Annotated in this window: 24 protein-coding genes; 15 read left to right on the forward strand and 9 right to left on the reverse strand. The window is 64.0% G+C overall.

Annotated elements, in window-relative coordinates; all coding sequences use genetic code 11:
• Positions 1 to 4: 4 nt before the first annotated feature.
• The 5 genes from HEP69_RS11950 to HEP69_RS11970 all read right to left on the reverse strand — a co-directional run bounded on the left by HEP69_RS11950 (position 5) and on the right by HEP69_RS11970 (position 5435).
• The gene (locus tag HEP69_RS11950) at positions 5 to 1456 is read right to left on the reverse strand and encodes an aldehyde dehydrogenase family protein (RefSeq protein ID WP_290558761.1); all 1452 of its coding nucleotides are present in this window, start codon (positions 1454 to 1456) and stop codon (positions 5 to 7) included.
• Positions 1453 to 1938 carry a GNAT family N-acetyltransferase gene (locus HEP69_RS11955; RefSeq protein ID WP_290558762.1) on the reverse strand — a complete coding sequence of 162 codons (486 nt, stop codon included), beginning with the start codon at positions 1936 to 1938 and terminating at the stop codon, positions 1453 to 1455. Before HEP69_RS11955 ends, HEP69_RS11950 begins: the two co-directional genes overlap by 4 nt.
• Positions 1935 to 3533 carry a dipeptide ABC transporter ATP-binding protein gene (locus HEP69_RS11960; protein ID WP_290558763.1) on the reverse strand — a complete coding sequence of 533 codons (1599 nt, stop codon included), beginning with the start codon at positions 3531 to 3533 and terminating at the stop codon, positions 1935 to 1937. Before HEP69_RS11960 ends, HEP69_RS11955 begins: the two co-directional genes overlap by 4 nt.
• Positions 3534 to 3675: 142 nt before the next feature.
• Positions 3676 to 4491: an ABC transporter permease gene (locus HEP69_RS11965; protein ID WP_290558764.1), complete on the reverse strand. Its 816-nt coding sequence runs from the start codon at positions 4489 to 4491 to the stop codon at positions 3676 to 3678.
• Positions 4488 to 5435, reverse strand: coding sequence for an ABC transporter permease (locus tag HEP69_RS11970; RefSeq protein ID WP_290558765.1), 948 nt, complete (start codon positions 5433 to 5435; stop codon positions 4488 to 4490). Before HEP69_RS11970 ends, HEP69_RS11965 begins: the two co-directional genes overlap by 4 nt.
• A gap of 109 nt (positions 5436 to 5544) precedes the next feature.
• Between HEP69_RS11970 and HEP69_RS11975 the strand changes: the two genes are divergently transcribed.
• Positions 5545 to 6663 carry an acetoin utilization protein AcuC gene (locus HEP69_RS11975; protein ID WP_290558766.1) on the forward strand — a complete coding sequence of 373 codons (1119 nt, stop codon included), beginning with the start codon at positions 5545 to 5547 and terminating at the stop codon, positions 6661 to 6663.
• A 377-nt stretch (positions 6664 to 7040) separates the two neighbouring features.
• Positions 7041 to 7283, forward strand: a complete 243-nt coding sequence (locus HEP69_RS11980) for a hypothetical protein (protein WP_290558767.1) — start codon at positions 7041 to 7043, stop codon at positions 7281 to 7283.
• 305 nt (positions 7284 to 7588) lie between these two features.
• Here HEP69_RS11980 and HEP69_RS11985 read toward each other — a convergent pair whose 3' ends face one another.
• Positions 7589 to 9328 (reverse strand): cobalamin-dependent protein, encoded by a 1740-nt coding sequence (locus HEP69_RS11985; protein WP_290558768.1) that lies wholly within the window; start codon positions 9326 to 9328, stop codon positions 7589 to 7591.
• A 119-nt stretch (positions 9329 to 9447) separates the two neighbouring features.
• Here HEP69_RS11985 and HEP69_RS11990 point away from each other — a divergent pair, with 119 nt between their 5' ends.
• Complete coding sequence (locus tag HEP69_RS11990) at positions 9448 to 10206, forward strand: pyrroline-5-carboxylate reductase dimerization domain-containing protein (RefSeq protein ID WP_290558769.1); 759 nt, start codon at positions 9448 to 9450, stop codon at positions 10204 to 10206.
• Positions 10207 to 10321: 115 nt separating this feature from the next.
• On the opposite strand, the gene HEP69_RS11995 is transcribed toward HEP69_RS11990, so the two are convergent.
• Complete coding sequence (locus HEP69_RS11995; RefSeq protein WP_290558770.1) at positions 10322 to 11152, reverse strand: phytanoyl-CoA dioxygenase family protein; 831 nt, start codon at positions 11150 to 11152, stop codon at positions 10322 to 10324.
• 99 nt (positions 11153 to 11251) lie between these two features.
• Between HEP69_RS11995 and HEP69_RS12000 the strand changes: the two genes are divergently transcribed.
• The gene (locus HEP69_RS12000) at positions 11252 to 11926 is read left to right on the forward strand and encodes a GntR family transcriptional regulator (protein WP_290558771.1); all 675 of its coding nucleotides are present in this window, start codon (positions 11252 to 11254) and stop codon (positions 11924 to 11926) included.
• Positions 11927 to 11929: 3 nt separating this feature from the next.
• Here HEP69_RS12000 and HEP69_RS12005 read toward each other — a convergent pair whose 3' ends face one another.
• Entirely contained in the window at positions 11930 to 12574 is a 645-nt protein-coding gene (locus HEP69_RS12005) for a TetR/AcrR family transcriptional regulator (RefSeq protein WP_290558772.1), read from the reverse strand.
• Positions 12575 to 12639: 65 nt separating this feature from the next.
• Here HEP69_RS12005 and HEP69_RS12010 point away from each other — a divergent pair, with 65 nt between their 5' ends.
• The 11 genes from HEP69_RS12010 to HEP69_RS12060 all read left to right on the forward strand — a co-directional run bounded on the left by HEP69_RS12010 (position 12640) and on the right by HEP69_RS12060 (position 23411).
• Positions 12640 to 13956: an NAD(P)-binding domain-containing protein gene (locus HEP69_RS12010; protein WP_290558773.1), complete on the forward strand. Its 1317-nt coding sequence runs from the start codon at positions 12640 to 12642 to the stop codon at positions 13954 to 13956.
• Entirely contained in the window at positions 13953 to 14849 is an 897-nt protein-coding gene (locus HEP69_RS12015) for a bile acid:sodium symporter family protein (protein WP_290558774.1), read from the forward strand. The genes HEP69_RS12010 and HEP69_RS12015 overlap by 4 nt, the downstream gene beginning before the upstream one ends.
• The gene (locus HEP69_RS12020) at positions 14846 to 15769 is read left to right on the forward strand and encodes an SDR family oxidoreductase (protein ID WP_290558775.1); all 924 of its coding nucleotides are present in this window, start codon (positions 14846 to 14848) and stop codon (positions 15767 to 15769) included. The genes HEP69_RS12015 and HEP69_RS12020 overlap by 4 nt, the downstream gene beginning before the upstream one ends.
• The gene (locus HEP69_RS12025; RefSeq protein WP_290558776.1) at positions 15766 to 16524 is read left to right on the forward strand and encodes an SDR family NAD(P)-dependent oxidoreductase; all 759 of its coding nucleotides are present in this window, start codon (positions 15766 to 15768) and stop codon (positions 16522 to 16524) included. Before HEP69_RS12020 ends, HEP69_RS12025 begins: the two co-directional genes overlap by 4 nt.
• 181 nt (positions 16525 to 16705) lie before the next feature.
• A complete protein-coding gene (locus HEP69_RS12030; protein ID WP_290558777.1) occupies positions 16706 to 17887 on the forward strand; it encodes an ABC transporter substrate-binding protein in 1182 nt (393 codons plus the stop codon).
• Positions 17888 to 18809: 922 nt separating this feature from the next.
• A complete protein-coding gene (locus HEP69_RS12035) occupies positions 18810 to 20366 on the forward strand; it encodes a trimethylamine methyltransferase family protein (protein ID WP_290558778.1) in 1557 nt (518 codons plus the stop codon).
• Between the two features lie 27 nt (positions 20367 to 20393).
• Positions 20394 to 21158 (forward strand): NAD(P)H-dependent oxidoreductase, encoded by a 765-nt coding sequence (locus HEP69_RS12040; protein ID WP_290558779.1) that lies wholly within the window; start codon positions 20394 to 20396, stop codon positions 21156 to 21158.
• Entirely contained in the window at positions 21155 to 22453 is a 1299-nt protein-coding gene (locus tag HEP69_RS12045) for an FAD-binding oxidoreductase (RefSeq protein WP_290558780.1), read from the forward strand. The genes HEP69_RS12040 and HEP69_RS12045 overlap by 4 nt, the downstream gene beginning before the upstream one ends.
• The gene (locus tag HEP69_RS12050) at positions 22450 to 22692 is read left to right on the forward strand and encodes a hypothetical protein (RefSeq protein WP_290558781.1); all 243 of its coding nucleotides are present in this window, start codon (positions 22450 to 22452) and stop codon (positions 22690 to 22692) included. Before HEP69_RS12045 ends, HEP69_RS12050 begins: the two co-directional genes overlap by 4 nt.
• On the forward strand, positions 22689 to 22949 hold the full coding sequence (locus HEP69_RS12055) for a hypothetical protein (protein ID WP_290558782.1): 261 nt from the start codon (positions 22689 to 22691) through the stop codon (positions 22947 to 22949). Before HEP69_RS12050 ends, HEP69_RS12055 begins: the two co-directional genes overlap by 4 nt.
• A 15-nt stretch (positions 22950 to 22964) precedes the next feature.
• The gene (locus tag HEP69_RS12060; protein ID WP_290558786.1) at positions 22965 to 23411 is read left to right on the forward strand and encodes a hypothetical protein; all 447 of its coding nucleotides are present in this window, start codon (positions 22965 to 22967) and stop codon (positions 23409 to 23411) included.
• Here the strand turns inward: HEP69_RS12060 and HEP69_RS12065 are convergent.
• Positions 23395 to 23535, reverse strand: a 141-nt coding sequence (locus HEP69_RS12065) for a transposase (RefSeq protein ID WP_366111366.1), incomplete at its 5' end; no start/stop codon positions are given. The two genes, HEP69_RS12060 and HEP69_RS12065, sit on opposite strands and share 17 nt — an antisense overlap.

The raw sequence follows: 23535 nt of genomic DNA on the forward strand, positions 1-23535 counted from the left end.
CGGTCTACCCGTGATAGGCGGCGACGGTTTTCAGGGTCGAAAAGCCATAAAGCGCCTCGAACCCCTTTTCGCGCCCATGGCCGGATTTGCCGACCCCGCCAAAGGGCAGCTCAACCCCGCCGCCCGCACCGTAATTGTTGATGAACACCTGGCCCGCGCGCAGTTTTTTGGCCAGCCGCATCTGGCGCGCGCCGTCGCGGGTCCAGATGCTGGCGACAAGGCCATAATCGGTGGCGTTGGCGATGGCGGAGGCCTCTTCCTCGGTCTCGAATGGGATCAGCACCTGAACCGGGCCGAAAATCTCATCGCGGGCAAGCTGATGATCGGGCGGCACATCGGCAAAAAGCGTCGGCGTGACATAAGCCCCGGTGTCGGGCGCGGATGCCACCACGTGGCCCTGGCCTGCGATTGTCAGATCCGCACCTTTGGCCAGAAACGCGTCGACGATATCTTTCTGACGGGTAGAGATCAGGGGCCCCAGGCGCAAATCGTCGGCCGCTGGTCCGACGCTCAGATCGCGATAGGCGGCAGCCATCGCGTCACGCACCGCCTCATAAACACCACGTTGAACGAGAACGCGGGACGATGCCGAGCAGGTCTGGCCCGCATTCTGGATGCCTGCATTGACAAGAAAGGGCAGGGCCGCGTTCAGATCGGCATCGTCAAAGACCAGCTGCGGGGATTTGCCGCCAAGCTCCAGCGTGACCGGCACCACGTTTTGCGCCGCCGCCGCCTGCACCAATGCTCCCGTCGCCACCGACCCGGTAAAGGAGATGTGGTGGATGCCGGGATGGGCCGAAAGTGCAGCCCCTGCTTCGGCCCCCAGACCGGGAATGACGTTCAGCGCACCCGGGGGCAGGCCCGCTTCCTGCGCCAGATGGGCAAAGGCCAGCGCGGTCAGACAGGCCTCTTCTGCCGGTTTCAGAACGCAGGCATTGCCCATTGCAAGCGCGGCACCCACCGAACGGCCGATGATCTGCATCGGGTAGTTCCACGGCACGATGTGGCCCGTCACGCCATGCGGTTCGCGCAGCGTATAAACCGTGTAGCCGTCCAGATAGGGGATCGTCTCGCCCATGACCTTATCCGCCGCCCCGCCATAGAACTCGCAATACCGCGCCAGGGCGACGGCATCGGCGCGCGCCTGGGTCAGGGGTTTGCCGACATCGGCGGCCTCGATCGCGGCCAGATCGTCGACACGGTCAAGAACGATCTGCCCCAGCCGGGTCAGGATCCGCCCCCGCTCCACCGCGGTCATCGCGCCCCAGTCGCCTTGCAGGGCGTCTTGGGCCGCTGACACTGCGCGGTCGACATCCGGGGCCGTTCCCCGCGCGATCCGCGCCAGATTGGACCCGTCCGACGGGTTGATCAGCGCCAGCGTTTCGCCGTTCGCGGCTGGTACCCAGCTCCCGCCTACCAGGCAAAGCGATGGATCGAACCAGAGGGCATGGGTCATTCGCGATGGTCCTCTATCAGGGGATGGGTCACGAAGGTGTAGCTGTAAGACTGCGCCGGGTAAAAGGGTGTATCTTTGACAAGCGCGTTAAGCCAGTCCGCATCGCGCAGCGTGGCCTCCCAAAATGCGCGCGCGTTGCCCCGCCGCGCGACGCCCAGAACCCAAGCCCCCGGTTTGGAACACAAGATGGCGCGGGCGGCCTTGCGGCCAAGCCCTGCGCCGCGATGTGTCGGCTCAAGGAAGATTTCGGCCAGTTCCCACACCTGCCCTTTGGTCCTGCGGATCATCGCGAAACCGATGCGATGACCGTTTTTGAGAATGGCAAGCGGGTGGCGGTCATCATCTGACCAGTACCGGTCGTAATGGGTGATGTCTGGAGGCGGCAGTTCTGGCGCGAGTTCGGCGAAATTGGCAACCGCATGGCGGTTGAGCCACGCGCGTTCGGTCCAGGCAAGAGGGCGGATGCCCAGGCTGTCTGTCACGCCGCACCCTCGGTCACATCCGGCATAACCGGAGCCGCCGCGATCAGGTCGCGCGTATAGGGGTGCCGGGGATTGGCGAACACATCTGGCGTGGCACCTTGTTCGACGATCTCGCCTGATTTCATCACCAGGACACGGTCGGTGACGGATCGCACAACAGTCAGGTCGTGGCTGATGAACAGATAGGTCAGATCGTATTGCCGGCAGAGATCGGCCAGAAGATCCAGGATCTGCGCACGCACCGATACGTCCAGGGCGCTGACCGCCTCGTCGAACAGGATCAGTTCGGGGCGGATGATCAGGGCGCGGGCGATGGCGATGCGCTGCCGCTGCCCGCCTGAAAACTCGTGGATGTATTTGCGGGCATCGCCCGGGGTCAGGCCCACGGCGGTCAGCGCCTCGGCGATGGCGGCGTCGCGGGCAGTGCCTGTAGGCGGGTCGGGCAGCAGGTGAAACGGCTCGGTGATCAGCCGGTCAACCCGGTGGCGGGGATTGAAGCTGCCGAAGGGGTCCTGGAACACCACCTGCATCTTGCGCCGCACCGCAAGGTTAGGTTTGTGACCGGTGAACACCGGCTCGCCGCCCAGCAGGATCTGACCGGCCTGCACCTCTTCGAGGCCCAGAATGGCGCGGGTCAGCGTGGATTTCCCGCAACCGGATTCTCCCACCAGGCCCAGCCGCTCGCCCCGGTCGATGGTAAAGCTGACATCGCTCACCGCGCGGTACATGCCCGGCGGAGTGAAGAGTGCGGTGCGCGGCAGGCGGTAATCGCGGCTGACATTGCGCACCTCCAGCAGCGGGGCGGGTGCGGGTCTTTCGGGCAGATCCACCTGATGTTTCGACGCCGCAAAGAGCATCTTGGTGTAATCATGTCGCATGCCTGCCAGCAGCTGCCCGGTGGGCGCGCTTTCCACAACCTCGCCCCGGCGCATCACGGTGATATGGTGGGCCATGTCGGCGACCACGGCCAGATCGTGGGTGATCATCAGCATGCCCATGCCTTCCTCGGCCACGAGCCCCTTGAGCAGGTCGAGGATCTGCGCCTGGGTGGTCACATCCAGCGCCGTTGTCGGTTCATCCGCGATCAGGAGCTTCGGGCGCAGCGCGATAGCCATGGCGATCACCACGCGCTGGCGCTGCCCGCCGCTCAGCTCATGCGGATAGCGCGAGAGGGGGAAGCGGTTCTCTGGCAGGCCGACGCGGGTGAGAACCTCGCGCGCGCGGGCCTTGGCTGCGGCCGGGGGCATGGCCTTGTGGATCAGGATCGTTTCAGCGACCTGATCGCCGATGGTCTTGACCGGGTTGAGGGCTGTCATAGGCTCCTGAAAAACCATGCCCGCATCACTGCCGCGAATCGAGCACATCTGTGCCTCGGTCACCGACAGGATGTCGGTGCCATCCAATGTGACGGTGCCGGTGGCCTTTGCCCCGTTGGGCAAAAGCTGCATCACGGCAAAGGCGGTCATGGATTTGCCCGAGCCGCTTTCGCCGGTCACCGCGTGGATTTCACCCGGCGCGATGGACAGCGAGACATCCTTGAGGATCGGTGCACCGTGGATGGTGAGGGAGAGGTCTTTTATGGCCAGAAGCGTCATGCGAGTGGCCTTTGCGATGATCGCCAGACAAACGGACCGCCCGGCGGTACCGCCGGGCAGCGCCCGATCCGCCCCCACGGGGCGGGCGCTTTCGCACCCACCCTTCGGACCGGGCGCCGCCCTCCGATTCGCTGAACGCACCTCATGTCCTGGCCACCCTGAGCCGGGGGTCGAGATAATCGCGCAGCCCGTCGCCCATCAGGTTCAGCCCCAGCACCGTCAGGATGATCGCCACGCCGGGCACCAGCGCCAGATGCGGCGCCAGGCTGACCATCGTCTGCGCATCGGCCAGCATCCGGCCCCAGCTGGGCGTGGGCGGCTGCGCGCCAAGGCCGACATAGCTGAGCGCCGCCTCGGCCAGAATACCCAGTGAGAACTGAATGGTCCCCTGCACGATCAGCAGATTCGCGACATTGGGCAGGATATGCTCCACACTGATGCGGGGGCCCGACTTGCCCGACACGCGCGCGGCCATGATGAACTCCCGCTCCCACAGCGACAGGGCGGCCCCCCGGGTTATGCGCGCAAAGACGGGGATGTTGAAGATCCCGATAGCGATGATCGCGTTTACGGCACTTGCCCCGAATACGGCGGTGATGAGGATCGCGATCACCAGTGACGGAAAGGCAAAGATCAGATCGTTGCCGCGCATGATCAGCTCATCCAGCCACGACCCCTTGCGCGCCGCCGCCGCCAGCCCCAGGGGCACCCCCAGGGACATCCCGATGCCAACCGCCACCAGCGCTACGGCAATCGAGGTGCGCGCGCCCACCATCACCATCGACAGGATGTCGCGTCCGAAATGATCGGTGCCCAGCCAATGCACCCCGTTGGGCGTTTGCAACCGTTCGGGAATGTTCATCTGCGCATGATCGAACGGCGTCCAGACAAAAGACAAAAGGGCCGCCACCACAACGATCGACGACAGCGCGGCACCCACGATCAGATTGCGCCTCATGTGCGCGACCTCAGCCGGGGATCAACGGCGGCATAGGCCAGATCAACCAGGAAATTGACCACGATCACGGCAAAGACCAGCAGCATCACGACGCTTTCCACCACGATCAGATCGCGCGAGCTGATCGACTGAAATATCAGCCGCCCCAGCCCCGGCAGATAAAACACCTGTTCGATGATGATGCCGCCCGCGATCAGGAAGGCAAATTGCAGCCCGATGATCGTCAGCACGGGGATCAGCGCATTGCGCACCCCGTGCCGCCAGAGCGCTTGGCGGCGGCTCAGCCCCTTGGCGCGTGCAGTGCGCATGAAATCCTCGCCCAGTATGTCCAGGAGCGACGACCGCATGACCCGCGCCAGGATCGCCGCCTGCGGCAGCGCCAGCGCAATCGCGGGCAGGGTCAGCGAGTGGATGCCGGTCCAGAATCCCTCATCCCATCCGGCAAATCCACCCGCGCTGAACCAGCGCAGGTTGATCGCAAAGATCAGCACCAGCATCATCGCGAACCAGAAATTCGGGATCGCCACGCCCAGCTGCGTGGCCCCCATCACCGCGACATCGCCGGGATGACCGTGCCGGGCGGCGGCATAGATCCCCGCCGGAAAGGCGATCAGCGTCGACAGGGTCAGGGCATAAAGCGCCAGCGGCAACGACACCCAAAGCCGGTCCGCAATCATTTCGGCCACCGGGGTGCGATAGGTATAGGAGGTGCCGAAATCGCCCGCCAGCATGCCGCCGACCCAATTCAGGTAGCGCTCCCATTTCGGGACATCCAGCCCCAGCTCGGCCCGCAGCGCCGCGACCGTATCGGGTTGTGCATTGAGCCCCAGCATGAATTGCGCCGGGTCGCCCGGGGCGACCTCGATCACAAAGAAAATCACCAGGCTCGCGATGGCCAAGCTGATGATCAGCGACACAAGGCGTTTGAGCGTATAGCGCAGCATGCGCGCGACGTTAGGCTTGTCCCGCGTCGGGGTCCAGACGTTGTGTGGCCCTGTGTGATGCCTCGCATGGTGGTTTTTCCACGGGCGGTTTCAGGCTATCTGACTGGGTATGACACCGCGTTTCATCGGCTCAGAGATCTATCGCCATTCCAGCTATGGCGGCTGGCATCCGTTGCGTGTGCCGCGTGTATCGACCGTGATGGACCTTGCGCGGGCGCTGGGCTGGCTGCCCGCGGCGCAGTTCATCACTTCGCCCCGTGCCAAACCGGCGGCTCTGGTGAACTGGCATGGGCCCGACTATGTCGCAGCACTGCAACGCGCCGAGGCGCGCCAAAGCGTGAGCGCCGAGGAGAGGGCGCAATTTCACATCGGAACCGTTTCCAACCCGGTCTTCCCCGAGGTCTTCCGGCGCCCCTCGACTGCTGCGGGCGGGTCCATCCTGGCCGGGGAGCTTTTGGCCAAACCCGGCATCGTCTATAATCCGGCGGGTGGCACCCATCACGGCATGCCGGATCGGGCCAACGGGTTTTGCTATCTCAACGATCCAGTGCTGGCGATGCTGAGCCTGCGGGCGCGGGGCGTGCGGCGCATCGCCTATGTGGATATCGACGCGCATCATCCCGACGGGGTCGAGGTCGGTTTTGGCGGCGATCCGGATCTTCTGATGATTTCGGTCCATGAAGAGGGGCTCTGGCCGCGCACCGGCTTGCTGGAGGATGACGCGGGTGGCAATGCGCTGAACCTGCCGGTCCCGCGCGGGCTGAATGACGATGAGATGGCACTGATCCGCGAGGCACTGATCCTGCCAAGCGTCGCGAACTTCCGGCCTCAGGCGGTGGTTCTGCAATGTGGCGCCGACGCGGTGGAGGAGGACCCGCTCGCGCATCTGTCGCTCTCCAACAACGCCCATTGGCGCATCGTGCACGGATTGATGGGGATCGCGCCGCGATTTCTGGTCCTGGGTGGGGGTGGCTACAACCCCTGGACGGTCGGTCGGCTCTGGACAGGCGTGTGGGGCATACTGAACAGGTACGATATCCCCGATCACCTGCCGAGATCGGCGGAAGCGGTCTTGCGCGGCCTGAGGTTTGAGGGCAACCGTCGCGGCAGGACGCCGCCCGAAACCTGGTTCACCACGCTCAGGGACGCGCCGCGCAACGGTCCGATCCGGGACGAGGTTCGTGCGCGTGTGCGGCGGCTGGCACGTCGCGGGCCGGCCTGGACGTAACGGCGGCCTGCGACGGTTTTGGTCCGCTCCAACCTTGCCGTCAAAGAGCCACATCCTCGCTATATCCGCGGCCTATGGCCGGACCCTTTCCAGCGCCAGTCGGCACCGGTGCGGATCCAGCGCGCAATGATCCTTGTCGCGGACAGTCCAATCCGGCGCGAGCAAAGCCAGCCAGATATGGCTGAAGACGGTCGGCCGGTTTTCCCAGACCTGAGTGTCCTGCCGTTGGTGAGGCCGATGACCCTCATTGCGCTCAATACCACTGCAAACACCGTGTGCTATCGGGGCAGGGGGCAGCAAGGCAAAGAGAGTTGTCAGATAACGCAGCTTCGCCGCAGCGACCTCTGTTCGGTTGCACTTCGGCGACGGCACCTGTGATGATCAAGGCGGCGCCGACAGATGGTGTTGCGGCCCCGATCACGATGGTGGGTACGATCCCTCCGCCAAGAAAGGGCGCCGACCGAGATCGCGCCGACATCCGCCAGAACGATCATCAGGATCGATTGGGGATCATTGCGCCAATGGCGGCGATTGCAGCGGCGAACGCCGTCGGCACCTCGACCGGGCTGACGGGGACTACCGTTCCGTTCATCCCGCTCCAGAGCGCCAGAAGCCCCTGATTGGCCTGCTCGCCACACAGTGATTGGGGGTCGTCTTTTCGATTGCCCACCGCCCGCCGCACAGGTCTTTCAATGTCGGGATGGGCGCGTGATCGATGTCATCACCAAGCGGCATGCCCAGGAGATCAATCGTGCACAGCTTGAATACTTTTCGCGCCGATGCAGGTTACGCAAACGGCGCGGTAGCGACACTGTTGGAGATTGCCGGTGATACGCAATGCCGCCGGAACGCGACCGTGTTCCCCATTATATCTGGCGTGCCATCCCTCTTTGTGTCTGATTTCATCTTGATCTGGCGCCGCCCCTCAGATCCGGGTGGCGCAGCGGCGCAGGATCGGCACCATATCATCCAGATCGGCACACGGGATCGCGCCAGCCGATCTGATCTCGTCCGAGACATCGACGGGCAGGCCAGAATTCGACTCCTCAGGGATTTCGTTCAGCTTGCCGCCGATCATTACGGGCAAATCCGCGCCGTGGGCCTTGAGCGCACCGATCACCTCGCGCCCATAGCGCAGGCCGACGCCGTTATAGGTGCTGACCGCGATGGCATCCGCCTGTGCTTCCAGCGCGGATGCGACCAGATCGTCGGCATCGACCGAACTGCCCATGTCGATGACCTGAACGTTCAACTGCCGCAGGACGCGGGCGACCAGAAAGGCGCCATGTTCATGCACATCCGTGGTGCCCAGCGCGATTGTCACACCGCTGAGATCGGCAGGCAGATCGGTTTGCCGGGCAAGCCAGCCCTGGGCCATCTCCTCCAGCTCTTCGGCCCAGTCGGCGGGGATCAGGGGGCGGCGCGCCTCGACCTCTTCCGTGCCCAAACCCCACAGCGCCTCCATTCCGCGCGCACCGATTCGGCGGATCGCCAGCATCAATGCCGCAGGATCGGCTGTATCGACGCCCCGCTCGGCCAGCCCTGCCAGCACACGGCGCGCAAACTTCCGACCCCCCTCGATCAGCCGGTCGGCCAGCGCGTCGATCAGCCTTGTGTCTTGCAGATCGCGGTGGCCCGGTGCGTGCTGGACCAGCCGCGCGGCAAAACGCTGGGCCTCCAGGATCTCATCCACATCCGGGATGCGCAGGTTTTCCGTCACCGGCACGGGGTTGATCGCGTGGCCCGTCGGCGCGCGGCCTAACGCGGCGATATCGGCCAGAAGGTAGCTGGCGAGGCTGGCGTAATTCGCGGCCGCATGGCCCTGATAGGATACGGTATTGCCAAAGATCATCGTGCCGGGCGTGTCGGTCGCCCGTGCCAGCGCGGCATGAAACGCAGCCCGCGTTAGCGGCGCCGAAAAGTGGTGCCCGAAACAGAACGAGGCCTGCGCGCCGATCAGATCCTCGACGATGTGTTTCTCGACCAGCATCATGCCAAAGGCCGATGTCATATCGACGAACAACCCCGCAAACCCGTCATCGAGGTTGGAGTGAACCAGAATATCGGCCTTTTGTGCCGCGATCAGGCCCAGCGCGGTCACCGTCGCTTCGGTCGTGGCCACGTCGTCATCCCAATGCGGCAGGCGAAAGGTGAAGTACTGGCCCATATTGCCAATCGCCGTGGCGCCTGCCGCCAGCGCGGCACGGGTGTTGTCGAGCGCACCGGGCAGGCCCAGCATGAAGTCTCCGAAATGGGCCGCAGCGGGGCTGGCATGGGTGATGCGCGCGAAATCCTCGGGCCCATTCAGCACGATGCCGGTGCCCCGGACCCCGTCCTTGCGCCGGTCCAGCGGATAGCCCATCGACCAATCCAGCGTGATGCCGAACCGGTCGATCCGCACGCCCTCTGCCAAGGCGCTTTCATGCAGCTCGGCCATGGCGCCGATTGTCCGCTCGACACTGCGAAAGCCGATATGGGCGTGCTGCATGATCCGGCCTTCGGCGCTGCACCGGCGCTTGTAAGCCGCTTCGGAGGCGACATCTTCGGTCGTCAGAAAGAGGTTGCGGCCCAGCGTCCAGTCCGTGGCCATGCGGCGCCCGGCCTCCAACAGTTGGTCGCCAGGTGTCATCTCAGGGGCGATCAGGGGGCGAGGCGGTCTGGTCATGGTCTCTCGAAGGTGCTGGGGCGACGGGCGCTTGCGTGGCGCAGGGGTTCGGTCAGGGTTGACCGGGATGCAGGGCAAGGTAGACCGGGGCGGCGGCAGGGGCAACGCGGGGGCGGAACATGCGGATCGGGATCATCGGTGTCGGACATCTGGCGGCTTCGCTGTTGCGGGGATGTCTGCGGGCGGGCTGGGCGGCGCAGGATATCCTGCTGTCGCCGCGCGGGCAGGGGCCGGATCTGGCCGAACGGCATGGATTTGCGCTGGCAAACGACAGCGCCGAGATCGTGCAACGGTGCAAGGTCGTCCTGCTCGCCGTGCGCCCGGGCGATGCTGCCTACGCGGTGGCGGGGCTGCCCTGGGGTGTGGATCAGACGCTGATCAGCGCCTGTGCAGGCGTGCCGATCAAAACCCTGAGCGCTGTCGCGGATCCGGTGAAGATCGTACGTATCATGCCGCTCACCGCGTCCGAACTGGGGGCCAGCCCGACGCTCGTTTACCCGCATGTCCCGGCGGTGGATCCGTTGCTGGCAGCCATCGGAACGACCTTGCCGTTGCAAACCGAAGACCAGTTCGAGGCTGGCACCGTGAGCGCCGCGATCTATGGCTGGGCGCAGGCGCTGATCCGCGACGGGGTGATCTGGTCCGAGGAGGCGGGGCTGGATCCGGACACCGCCCGCGCGCTGGTGTCGCGCACCTTTGTCGCCGCCGGGCGCATGATGGCCGAAACCGACGCGCCGATGGTCGATATCCTGACCGGTCTCACCACCCCCGGCGGTATTACAGAGGCCGGGCTGATCCATCTGGAGGGGGCACAGGTCCCTGAGGCCTGGCGCGGGGCCTGTGAGGTGGTGCTGCACCGTCTGCGCGGGGGCACCTAAAGCGTTTCGAGTAAGACTTGATCCCCTTTGTCGCTGCCTCTCCCTTCGGTCGAACGCCAAAAGTGATGATAGATGCCTCAAGTTAAACTCAAAAAACTGTAGGCCCGCCGCGCTCTCAGTTCTCATGGCCGATGGAGAAGTTGTTGCCCGCCCGGTCCTGCCCGCTGACCAGATAGAGCGGTCGCACGCCATAGCCCTGCGCGGGATGTTTCTTGCCGATCTCGGCCCCCAGCGCGTGATCGTAAAGCGAGTTCGCGGGCATCATCCGAACGATAAAGGCCGCGCGGCGTTTGTCGGTGCGGTTCGCGTCCGAGCCATGGATCATATAGACATCGTGAAACGACACCTGGCCTGCGCGGATGATCAGCGGCTCGGCCAGGCTTTCGTCGAACTGATCTTTATCGGTAACCAGACCGATGGTGCGCCCCTCGTCACCCTTCCAGGAATGGCTGAAGAGTTTATGGGCCTTATGCGATCCGGGAATGAATTTCATCGGTCCGTTTTCCGGGGTCACATCGTCCAGCGGGATCCACATGGTCAGCGTCTCCAGTGGGCGGATGGGGTAGTATTCTCCGTCCTGATGCCAGGGCGTCTCCTTGCCGTTATGGGCGGGTTTGCCGAAGAGCGTCGTGCCCCAAAGGATGATGTCGTCGCCAATGAGCTGGCGCGCGATCTCGATCAGCTCGGGCTGAGTGGCAAAGTCCAGCCAAGCCTCGGACCCGATCACCCCCATCGAGCCGCCATTGGTTTGGTGCGGCGCCAGAATGATGTCGGACTCCAGTTGCGGGTTCCGCTCCAGCAGCTCGTCATATTCGACACGCATCCGCGCGATCAGGTCCTGCGGGATCTCCCATTTCGGAACGATCCATCCCGTGTCGCGATAGGCGGCAATCTCGGCCTCGGTCAGGCGGGCCTCGGCGGTCCGGGTGTCATCCATTGTGGCCATGGCGATCCCTGCTTGCAAATTGTCGACAGAATTGCCGACAGAATTGACGGCGCTGGCGGGGTGAGTCAAGATCGCGGTATCACACAAAGGGGGGTCGACATGGCAAAATCCAGGGAAAACACGGTCGATCTGGCCTATGCCCATCTGCGGGCGCAGTTGGTGGCGTTCGAGGTTAAGCCGGGCAACCGGCTCAATGAAAGCGAGATTGCGTCGGGCCTGTCGATGAGCCGTGCTCCGGTGCGCGAGGCGCTCAACCGCCTGATCGCCGACGGGTTCGTCAGCTTCGTGCCGGGGCGGGGGTTCTTTTCGCGGCGGTTCAGCGTGAGCGAAATGGCCGATCTTTATGCCGTCCGCCGCGATCTGGAGCTGGGTGCGCTGTCCGATGCGATGGCCGGGGCGAGCGATGATGCGATTGCGGGCTTTGTCGCCACGTGGTCGGAAGAGGCGCCAATTGCCGCCGATCTCGATGCGCTGGTGGACCGAGACGAACAGTTTCATCAGGCCCTCGCGGCCCTTTCGGGCAATGCGGCACGCCTGCACTATCTCACCAATATCAACGATCGCATCCGGTTCGTGCGCCGCATCAATCTGGAAGGCGCGGCAAGGCGGCAGGGTGCGCTGGCCGAACATGACGCATTGATCGAAGCGGTATCGCGCCGGGACGGCGCGGGCGCCAAAGCGGTCCTGCGCGCTCATCTGGACCGGTCCACCGACGAGGTGCGCGTGCAGGTGCAAAACGCGCTGGCGCAGATCTTTGCCGATGAGGTCGCCTGAGCCTCAGGCGGTGGCGCGCAGCCCCGCCTCGCAATAGCGGACCAGGTGATCGAGCTGGATGTCAGCCTCCAGCGTATCGCTGCCCAAGGCCTCCACCCGCCATTGGGTTGTCACCAAAGCCAGCATGGATGAGACGGCAAAGATGAACCCTGCCGCCAGAACCGGGCGTGGTGTGTCCGGCAGCAGCGTGGAAATCTCGTCGAGAAACACCTCCGCGGTGGGGTCGAAACATTCCGCACAGATCCCGCGCCAGCGCGGATCGACGGAAACATAGGCCACCAGCCGCGCGTAGTTCAGCCAATGGGTGCCGGTGCGGGCCAGCCTCAGATAAGGCGCGAGAAACGCGGTCAGGACCGCGCGCAGATCCAGCGGGCCTGCCGCCTTGGCTGCCGCCAGCGCCTCCCGCCGGGCGTGTGACAGCGCCTCGGCCCGCCGGGCGACGGTCTTGTGAAAAAGTTCCGCCTTGCCGCCGCCATGGTGGTGGACAAGCCCCACCTGGACACCCGCCTCCGCCGCGATATCGCGCAGCGATGCGCCGTCAAAACCGCCACGGGCAAACACCGTCTCGGACGCGTCCAGAATGCGCGCGACCGTCTCAAGAGACCGTTTGGAGGGGGCGCGTTGCCGGGTAAGGGGAACAGTGGTCATGAAAAACATCTTGCCTTATTTTGAACGATTGTTCAACCTAAGTCAGCCGAGCTTTGGGAGGAGACATGGCAGACACATCCAAGACGTTCGCCCTGATCGGTGCAGGACCGATGGGACTGGCCGCGGCCAAACTCTTGTCCGAGAACGACATTCCGTTTCAGGGGTTCGAGCTGCACTCCGATGTGGGCGGGCTGTGGGACATCGAGGCGCCGCGCTCGACCATGTATCAAAGCGCGCATCTGATCTCCTCCAAACGGATGACGGAATTTGCCGATTTCCCGATGGGGGAGGAGGTGGCCGAGTACCCGTCGCACCGGGAGTTGCGGCAGTATTTTCGGGACTTCGCCCGGAATTTCGACCTCTATCGCCGCTATATGTTCGGGACAGAGGTTATGTCCTGCACCCCACTTGGCGGCGATGGTGAAGGCTGGCAGCTGCGCTGGCGCAATGCCGATGGCGAAGGCGAGGGCACCTTTGCTGGGGTCATGATCGCCAATGGCACGCTGAGCGAGCCGAACATGCCCGATTTCCCCGGCCAGTTCGATGGCGAGCTGATCCATGCAAGCGCCTATAAGGATCCGCGCCAGTTCGACGGCAAGCGGGTTCTGGTGGTCGGGGCCGGCAATTCCGGCTGCGATATCGCAGTGGATGCCATCCATCACGGGCAAAGCTGCGATCTGTCGATGCGGCGCGGCTATCACTTCGTGCCCAAATACGTCTTTGGCAAACCCGCCGACACGCTGGGCGGGATGATCAAGCTGCCGATGTCGATCAAGCGCAAGATCGACGGCATGATCCTGAAATGGTTCGTGGGCAATCCGCAGAAATACGGGTTTCCTAACCCCGATCACCGGCTTTACGAGAGCCATCCCATCGTGAACTCGCTGGTGCTCTATCACGCAGGTCATGGCGATCTGCGCATCCGCCCCGATATCGCGCGGATTGACGGGCATTCGGTGGAATTCACCGATGGCAGTCGGTCGGAATATGACATGATTCTGGCCGCGACCGGCTACAAGCTGCACTATCCGTTCATCGACCAGAGCCTGCTCAACTGGCAAGGCTCCGCACCGCATCTCTTTCTCAATGCGATGCACCCTGAGCGCGACGATCTCTTTGTCCTGGGCATGATCGAGGCGAGCGGGCTCGGCTGGCAGGGCCGCCATGAGCAGGCCGAAATGGTCGTGCGTTACATCAAAGGGTTGCGGGCTGGCACTCGGGCAGCCAAAGCGCTGCACCACGAAAAGGCGGGGGGCTATGCGCGGGCCACCGGCGGGGTCAAATACCTCGACCTGCCGCGCATGGCCTATTACGTCGACAAGGCGACCTATCGCGGAACGGTCGGCAAGTGGATCGACGCTCTGAAAGGCGCGGAGGGATGATCGATGAGGTTGTGCTGAACTTCAGCCCCGCCTCCTTGATGCTTTTGAACGGTATTCTGGCGATTGTGATGTTTTCCATCGCGATTGACCTCAAACCGCGGGATTTCCGTGCCTTGATGCGCGCGCCCCGGGCCCTGTTGGTGGGGCTGTTCAGTCAGTTCCTGCTGTTGCCAGCGTTGACATTCGCGATGATCCTGGTGCTGGAGCCGCAAGCCTCGATCGCTTTGGGTCTGATCTTGGTGGCGGCCTGTCCGGGGGGCAATATCTCGAACTTCATCACCCATCGGGCGGGCGGGAACGCAGCACTTTCGGTGTCGATGACGGCCTTTGCGACCGTGGGGGCGATTCTGCTGACGCCGCTCAACATCGCCTTTTGGGGTGGGATGTATCCGCCGACACAGGCGATCTTGCAGGCCACGCAGATCGACCCGGTTTCAGTCGCGATCACGGTGACCTTCATGCTGGTGTTGCCGCTGATCCTGGGGATCACGCTGAACGTGCGGCGCCCGTCGCTGGCGTTTCGGATCCGGATGCCGCTGCAATGGCTGTCGATGGGGATCTTCGTGGCGTTTATCCTGCTGGCGTTGGCGGCCAACTGGGCGTTTTTCCTGTCCTTCGCAGGGATCGTGGCGGGCTATGTGGTGATCCACAACGCGCTGGCGCTGGGCGGCGGATACCTTTCGGCGACCCTTGCGCGCCTCTCCCCCTTTGACCGGCGTGCGATCACCATCGAGACGGGCATCCAGAACTCCGGTCTGGGTCTGGTGCTTATCTTCGGTTTCTTCGGCGGTTTGGGCGGCATGGCCGTGGTGGCCGCATTCTGGGGTATCTGGCATGCGATTTCGGGTATCGCGCTGGCCCGTGTGATGTCGCGGACCGAGGCCGCGCGATGAGCCGCGTTCTGGTAACCGGTGCCGCCGGGATGGTCGGGCGCGCGCTTCTGGCGGAACTGCCGCAGGCCGTGGCCACGGATCTGGCGCGGGCCGATCTGCCCGAGGAAATCCCGTTTCACCGCATGGACGTGACCGGCACCGATCCAGACCGTGTGATCGGCAAGGTCAGGCCCGAGGTGGTTGTGCATCTGGCCTCCATCGTGACACCGCCGCCTGGGATGGGGCGGGAGGCGGCCTATGCCGTGGATGTGACAGGCACCCGCAACGTGCTGGAGGCCTGTCTCGCGCATGGCGTCCGGCGGTTGGTGGTCACCAGCTCTGGCGCGGCTTATGGCTATCACCCCGACAATCCGGTGCCCTTGCGCGAAACCGATCCATGCCGGGGAAACCCTGAGTTTCCATATGCCGATCACAAACGCCGGGTCGAAGAGATGCTGGCCAAGGCGCGTGCCACACATCCGCAGCTTGAACAGGTGATCTTGCGTGTGGGCACCGTACTGGGGGCCGGAACCCGGAACCAGATCACCGCGCTTTTTCTCAAGAAGCGCCTTTTGGCGATTGCGGGCAGTGACAGCCCCTTTGTCTTTATCTGGACGCAGGACCTGGCACGTATCCTGCACCGCGCGGCGACAGACGGACCTGCCGGTATCTTCAACGTGGCCGGTGATGGCGCGCTCTGCGTCGATGATCTGGCGCGCGCGCTGGGTAAACCTGTGCTGCGACTGCCCGGCTGGGCACTGAAATCCGCGTTGGCGGTGGCGCGCCCATTCGGTCTGTCGCGCTATGGGCCCGAGCAGGTGCGGTTTCTGCAGTACCGCCCGGTTCTGGCCAATGATGCGCTCAAGGAGGTGTTTGGTTATGTGCCACAGATGACCTCTGCCCAGGTTTTCGATCACTGGCGCAAGGCGGCGGGCCTATGAAGAGCGCGCTGATCACGGGCGGCAATGGCGGGTTGGGACGGGCGCTGGCCCGGCGCTTGCATGGGCAGGGCTGGCACACCGTCTTGATGGATATCGACATTGCCGGGCTGGCCGCCGACGACCGGCAGACACCGATAAAGGTCGACCTGACGGATGCCACGGCCTTGGCACATGCTGCGAAAACGGCGATTGCCGCGCGCCCGTCCATCGATCTGGTGATCTACAACGCGGGCATCACCCATATCGGCGGTTTTGCTGACACCGACGATCCCACCCATCGCCGGGTGTTCGAGGTCAACTATTTCGCCGCCGTCAACCTGGCGCGCGAGATGGTCGCCCCGATCCGCGCGAGCCGGGGCACGCATCTGGCGATCAGCTCGGTTGCGGGCTTTGCACCGCTTTACCACCGCACCGCCTATGCCGCCTCTAAACACGCGATGGAGGGGTTCTTTGCCTCGCTGAGATCCGAAGAGGCTGTACACGGGGTCCGCACCCTGATTGCCGCCCCCAGTTTCGTGGCCACCAATCCCGGCAATCCCCAGCGTCAGCCCAACGGGATCGCCCGGCCCGGATCGGCATCGGACGGTGTCGACGAGATGTCGCCCCAGGAGGCCGCAAAGGCTATCCTGAGAGGGTTGGAGAAGGCGCGCGCCTTCATCCCTGTCGGGCGCGTGGCCCGGTTGGCCTGGTGGATCAACAGCCTTTCGCCCCGCCTTTATCAGCGCCTGATGGAGCGGAACATACGCGGTCGTTGATCCTGCGCCCCCGGCGCACGGACGCGTCGGGCGGGTCTTTCCGGGCTTGGCGGCAGTGCCAGAAAACATGCATTCTCACACATATTTCGTGTCAGAACCGGTCCACCCCATGTAGAATGCTTTACCTAACGTCCGGCCTTTGCCTAAGCTGAGACCCTAAAAAACCGAACGGGAGGTTCACATGAAGACGCTATTGGCTGCAAGCGTGGTTGCCGGTTTGCTGGCACCCGCCGCCATCGCAGAGGATATCAAATTGGGGATCATCTATGGCTTTACCGGCCCGATCGAATCCCTGACGTTGCCCATGGCCGCCGGCGCTGAAATGGCGATGCAGGAGGTCACCGCATCGGGTCTGCTGCTGGAAGGGGCGAGCGTGACTTCTGTGCGCGGCGATTCCACCTGTATCGATTCCGCCGCGGCCACCGCTGCCGCTGAACGTCTGGTCACGGCGGATCGGGTGAACGCGATCGTAGGCGCGGATTGTTCCGGTGTGACCGGGGCGATCCTGCAAAACGTGGCGGTTGCCAATGGCATCGTGATGATCTCTCCCTCGGCCACCTCTCCGGGCCTGTCGATGGCCGAAGACAATGGCCTTTTCTTCCGCACCGCCCCGTCGGATGCCCGCGAAGGTCAGGTGATGACCGATATCCTGAAGGAGGAAGGCATCCAGTCGGTCGCGCTGACCTATACCAATAACGATTACGGCAAGGGGCTGGCCGATGCGTTCCGCACCGCGTTCGAGGCGGCAGGAGGCGAGGTTACCGCCTTTATCAGTCACGAGGATGGCAAGGCCGACTATTCCGCCGAGGTGGCTACGCTGGCCTCTGCGGGCGGCGATATCCTGGTGGTTGCGGGTTATCTCGACCAGGGCGGGCGCGGCATTATCGAGGCGTCGCTTGACACCGGTGCCTGGGATCGGTTCGTGTTGCCCGGCGGTATGATCGGCGACAACATCCTGACCATCGGCGAGGCGCTCAACGGCTCGTTCGGGCAAGTCGCGGGCACCGACAGCCCCGGCACCAATATCTTTGCCGATCTGGCCGAAGCGGCGGGTTTTGACGGTACCTCTCCGTTCACACCCGAAAGCTATGATGCCGCGGCCCTCATCCTGCTTGCGATGCAGGCCGCTGGGTCTTCCCAGAGCGGTGCGCTCAAGGATCATGTATTCGAGGTGGCCAACGCGCCGGGTGAACGGATCTATCCCGGAGAACTGGCCAAGGCGCTGCAAATCCTCAAGGACGGGGGCGAGATCGACTATGTCGGCGCGTCCTCGGTCGAGCTGATCGGTCCGGGTGAATCCGCAGGCAACTATCGCCAGGTTATCGTCAGGGACGGCAAGTTCGAGACGGTGCGCTTTCGCTAGTCCTGTTCGGTCAGGAGAGAGCGGTGTCCCCGGTCTTGCCCGGGGGCATCTTTTTGTATGATTGACCGTGTCTTTGAAACCGACTGTTGCTTTCGGCGCGCTGCAAGGGGGCTGCGCAGAGCTTAGTTTGGCCGTTTGGCTTTGCCCATCTGGGCTGAGGAGATGGCGCGAGATCCATTCCCTGGATGGGCGGGCGGCGCGGTGACAAGACCAGGATACATCGTGATCTGGTGCATGGGGTCCCTCGCCTCGAAGAAGATCAACGCATAGGCGACGCGCAAAAAGATGAGGGACTTGATCCCGGAGGGCACAATCTGGACCCCGGGGTGCGGATCTCATCAAGGCTTGGCTGACAAAATCGACTTCCTGAACAGCGGATACATGTATACAAGCCGACCCGTCACCTCCATCATCCTGGCAAGACGATGACGGACCATACATTTCTGCGATCATCTCTTTCAGAGTGACCATTTCCTTCGTCTGTCCGGCCAGCGTTTCTTCAGCGTTGCATTTACGGCTTCCGGCATCTTCGGCCTCTTGGTGTCGACCAAGGCCAATTCGACGAGGCCATGCTCAACTGCAGTTCCAAAAGGCCAAACCCCGCTACTGCTGGCGCTGGCACGCCCCGGCAAGCGTATCACAATGCTGCAATCAATGACCGCCTGAGTGCTGCGCGACAGCCCTCTGTGCGCGGCCTCAAACCACTTGGAAAACTCCTTCAAAGCATTGATCTGTAGCGGTATTCCACGCCATTTGTTCCGCGTCGACGGCAAGGCCATGGCGGAGCAACAATGGCCATGCTCCATCAAGAATACGCCATGGGCATATCAAAAACGTTATGTCTGTTACTGACTTCCCCTACCTTCCCCACGTCCCGCGCATCGCTATCCTTGAGCGTATCGGAGCATGAGGGGCAGCGGGTATGGGTAACGTGCAGGGGCCGGTTAAACGCACAGCGCGCAAGGGCGGCCGCAACCGAAGCGCGCATAAGGCCGCGTCCGCGCCGGAACCCTCCGTCAGGCAGATCCGCAATCCCTACGACCCCATCGATGTGATGACGCAAGAGCAGGAAGCGCATGTCCATGCCATGTCGCGGCGCCTCCCGAGCGAGGTCGGGCTGCGCTTCCTCTCGCCTGAGACTTGGCCGATCCTCGAACGCAAAGGCTGCCGGGTGGACCGGGACACGGGCCAGGTCCGGTTTCCGCCCGAGGTGGTCGAGGCGTTTCTGGCCCACGCGCCGGAGAGGTTCACCCTGCATGCACCCGACCCCAGGAACGACCTGAGTATAGGCGATGGGCACATCCATTTCGGCTCGGCCTCCTCGGCCCCCAATGTCATCGATATGGACCGAGGGCGCCGCCCGGGCACCAACGCCGATTTCAAGGATCTCGTTCGGCTGCACCAGATGCTGGCGGCCTGCGCGTTCCATTCCGGGCACGCGGTGGAGCCAATCGACACGCCGGTCAATACGCGCCACCTGAGCATCGCCCTGTCGTGGTACATCTTGTCGGACAAGCTCGTTCTGATCTATGCGATCGGTCGGACGCGAGTCGAGGACAGCCTCGACATGGCCGCGCTGGCGCGGGGCATCTCACGCGAAGACCTGCGCCTGACCCTCTGCCTGCACGCCTCGATCAACGTGAATTCGCCTCTCGTCGTGGACGCACCGCTGATCGAGGGCGCAATGGCACTGGCGCTGAACGGGCAGGTCAACGTCGTCTCGCCTGTCGCCTTTTCGGGTGCGATGTCTCCGATCAGCCTGTCGGGTTCAATCATCCAGTGCAACGCCGAGGCCATCGGTGTCATCGCTTTTCTGCAGATGGTCGCGCCCGGTGCGCGCTGCCTATATGGCGTTCTGTCGACGCCCATCGACATGAAGTCGGGCGCGCCTGCGATGGGCGTGCCGGAAACGGTCACCGGTGCCCTCGCCGCCGGGCAGATGGCGCGCCGCTATCGCTTGCCACAGCGCTCGATGCTGGGATCCACCTCGAATGCGCCGGACGCGCAATCCGCCTGGGAGACGATGTTCTCGCTCTGGGCGGTGATGCTGTCGGGCGCGCATATGGTCTATCATTCGGTCGGCTGGATGGAAGGCGGGCTCACGACGGGGTTCGAAAAGTCCATCCTCGATGCCGAAATGATCGGCATGATGGGGGCCCTGCGCGGCGGGATCGATTTCAGCGATACCGAAGAAGCGGTGGCCACGATTGCCGAGGTTGGCCCGGGCGGCCATTTCCTGGGCTGCGACCACACGATGAGCCGCTATCGCAACGCGATGCACCTGCCGATGATCGCCGACTGGCGGGCCTATGAGTTCTGGCAGAAAGACGGCGCGCCCGACGCCGCGGCCCGCGTCAACGCCAAGTGGAAAGAGCTGCTTGAGGGCTACACCCCACCCGCCCTGCCCGAGGACCGGCGCGAGGCGATGGAAGCTCATATCGCACGACGCAGCCATGAGATCGGCGACGCCGAAATCTGAGACACGACGAAGTTGAAAGAACGGACCATGCAAGCCCTGATCGTCTATGCCCATCCCGAACCACACTCCTTCAACGCCGCAATGAAGCACGTCGCGGTCGAAACGCTGACAGCCCAGGGCTGGCGTGTCGAGGTCTCGGATCTTTATGCGCAGGATTTCAAGGCGGCGGCCGATGGCCGCGACTTCGTGCAGCGTGCGGATGCCGATTATCTGAAATACGCCGCCGAACAAACCAACGCGGCGGGCCTCGATCACGGCTTCGCCCCTGATCTTGCTGCCGAGATTGCCAAGCTCGAAGCGGTCGATCTGTTGATCCTGCAATTCCCGATGTGGTGGTTCGGCTTTCCGGCGATCCTGAAGGGCTGGGTCGACCGGGTCTTTGCGGTCGGCCGGATCTATGGCGGGGAGATCGGCATGTTCAGCAAGGGCCGGTTCAGGGGGCGTCGCGCCATGTTGGCCTTCACGACCGGCGGCGCGCCGGAAACCTATGGGCCTGCGGGGCTTTATGGCGATGCCGACGTTATCCTCTGGCCGCTTCAGAACGGCATCCTGAATTGCGTCGGTTTCGACGTGTTGCCGCCGTTCATGGCTGCGGCACCCAGCAAGGTCGGCGACGCCGGGCGTGTGGGCATCCTCGACGCATGGGCCACGCGGTTGCGGTCCCTGGACGGCGCCGAGCCGCTGTTCTTTCACCCTCTGGACGATTTCGACAGCGATGCCGCATGGACGCTCAGACAGGGCGTTGCCGGGCGTACGATAGGCCAGTCGGCGCGTAGAGAGAGCGACGGATGACCGCCCAGCGCGTTCCCTATTGGTGGAGCGCTGCCGGAGCGCCGACCTCACCACCCCAGACGCCGTTGCCCGTCGAGGTGGATGTCGTCGTCATCGGTGCGGGGCTCACCGGTTTGTCGGCCGCGCTGACACTGGCGGGGCGGGGCAAGTCGGTCCTGACCCTCGACGCGCGGGCCCCCGGTGAAGGCGCGTCCAGCCGTAATGGCGGCATGATCGGCGGCGGGCACCGCCTTTCGGTCGATGCCATGGAGGCCCAGTTCGGACACGCCACCGCAACGCGGCTGCTGCGCGAGGCGCATGTGCAATCGCGCCGCTATGCGCTGGACCTGATGGAGCGCGAGGGGATCGACTGCGACTATGCAGAGACGGGCCGGTTTCGCGGGCTCTGGACGTCCAAGGAGTATGACAGCGCCGCCCGTGGTCTTGAGCGCCTGCAAGCCCTGATCGAGATCGACGCATGGATGGTGCCGAGGCGCGCGCAGTTCGCCGAAGCGGGCACCGATCTTTACGCCGGAGGCACGGTCTACGCGACCCATGGCGGCCTTGATCCGGCCAAGTGGGTTGCCGGGCTGAGGGCGGCGGCGATACGGGCCGGGGCGGTCGCGCAGGGCCATACGCCGGTCACATCGCTGGCACGATCCGGCAGGGGCCATGTGGTGACCACGCCGCGCGGGGGTGTTCGGTGTGGCACTGTTCTGGCCGCCACCAACGGTTATACGGACGCCGCCCTGGCCTGGGCCCGGCGCCGCATTGTTCCAATCCCCAGCTATGTCATGGCGAGCGCGCCGATGCGGCCGGAAATGATCGCCACGCTCTTTCCAAAGGGGCGCATGGTGGCCGAGAGCCGGGAACGCCACTGTTATTACCGCCCCTCGCCCGACGGACGGCGGATCCTCTTTGGTGGCCGCGCGGCGATGTTCCAGATGCCCGGCTGGTTCGCTGCCAATGAGCTGCGGTCATTGCTCAGAAGGGTGTTTCCCGACCTTGGCGAGGCCGAGATCAGCCACGTCTGGAGTGGCCGAACGGGGTTCACCTTCAGTTTCCTGCCGCATGTCGGGCAATTGGACGGCATCTGGCATGCGATGGGCTATTCGGGCAGCGGCAACGCCATGGCGCCCTGGCTCGGCCACAAGGCGGCCTGCGCCATTCTGGGCGACGCCGAGGGCGAGACCGCGTTCCGTAAGACCCTTTTCCCAACGCGCCCCTGGCACCATGGGCACCCCTGGTTCCTGCCTGCGGCGGACGTGATGTTCCGCGCCCGCGACATTGTCGCAAATCTCAGGAGAGCGTCATGACGAAGGACCAACGCGCCAAAGTCGGCTTCACCGCCACAAAGGACGGCAGCAAGCAAGACGACGATCTTCTCATCGCAGGCCATATCGAGGACGCGCGCACCCGGACCGACACGCCGCTGTCGCGTTTCGCGCCGATCCCGCGCCGCGTCTTCGTGCGTCCTTGGCACGTTCCCCGGATCCTGCGCCATGGCGTGCGTGTCGCGCCGACAGATCCCCAGCGCGTGGAGGAACGCATATGAGCCGCTACCGTCATCTGCTCTCTCCCATCGAGATCCGCGGACGGCGGTTTCGCAACCGGGCGATGTCGACAGCACACGCGCCTGGTTATGCGGAAGGCGGTATGCCGGGCACGCGCTACCAGGCCTATCAAGAGGGAAAGGCCAGGGGTGGCATCGGCCTGACCATGTTTGGCGGCTCGCCGAATGTGAGCCCGGACTCCGGCTCGATCTACGGCCAGATCTATGTCGGCGACGACGCGATCATCCCGGTGTTCTAAGATTTCGCGCTGCGCATCCACGGCTACGGCGCCGGGCTGATGTGCCAGATCACCCATATGGGGCGCCGCACCTCCTGGAACTCTGGCAACTGGTTGCCGACCATGGGGCCGAGTGCGCTGCGCGATCCGGCGCACCATTCGGTCCCCTACGAGATGGACCGCCACGATATCGCCCGCGTGACCGAGGCCTTCGCCGATGCGGCCTGGCGCTGCCGTGAGGGCGTGCTCGACGGGTGCGAGATCCTGGCGACAACCCATCTTCTGGGTCAGTTCCTGTCTCCCTTGTCGAACGTGCGCCAGGACGCGTATGGCGGTCCGCTTGAAAACAGGGCGCGCTTCCTGCTGGAGGTTTGCGCGACCGTTCGCGACCGCGTCGGCGACGATTTCGTGGTCGGCGTGCGCTATGCCGCCGACGAGAGCAATGAGGGCGGGCTAGGGTCAGGACTCATTGCCAATAGATGACGGTCGCAGCGAGAGCGATGGCTGAGAGGAAGACCTTTGGGCACCTGTCGTAGCGAGTAGCGACCCGACGCCAATCCTTGAGCCTGCCGAACATGATCTCGCTGCGGTTGCGCCGTTTGTAGCG

Source organism: Aestuariivita sp., from assembly GCF_021404545.1.
Classification (GTDB): domain Bacteria; phylum Pseudomonadota; class Alphaproteobacteria; order Rhodobacterales; family Rhodobacteraceae; genus Aestuariivita.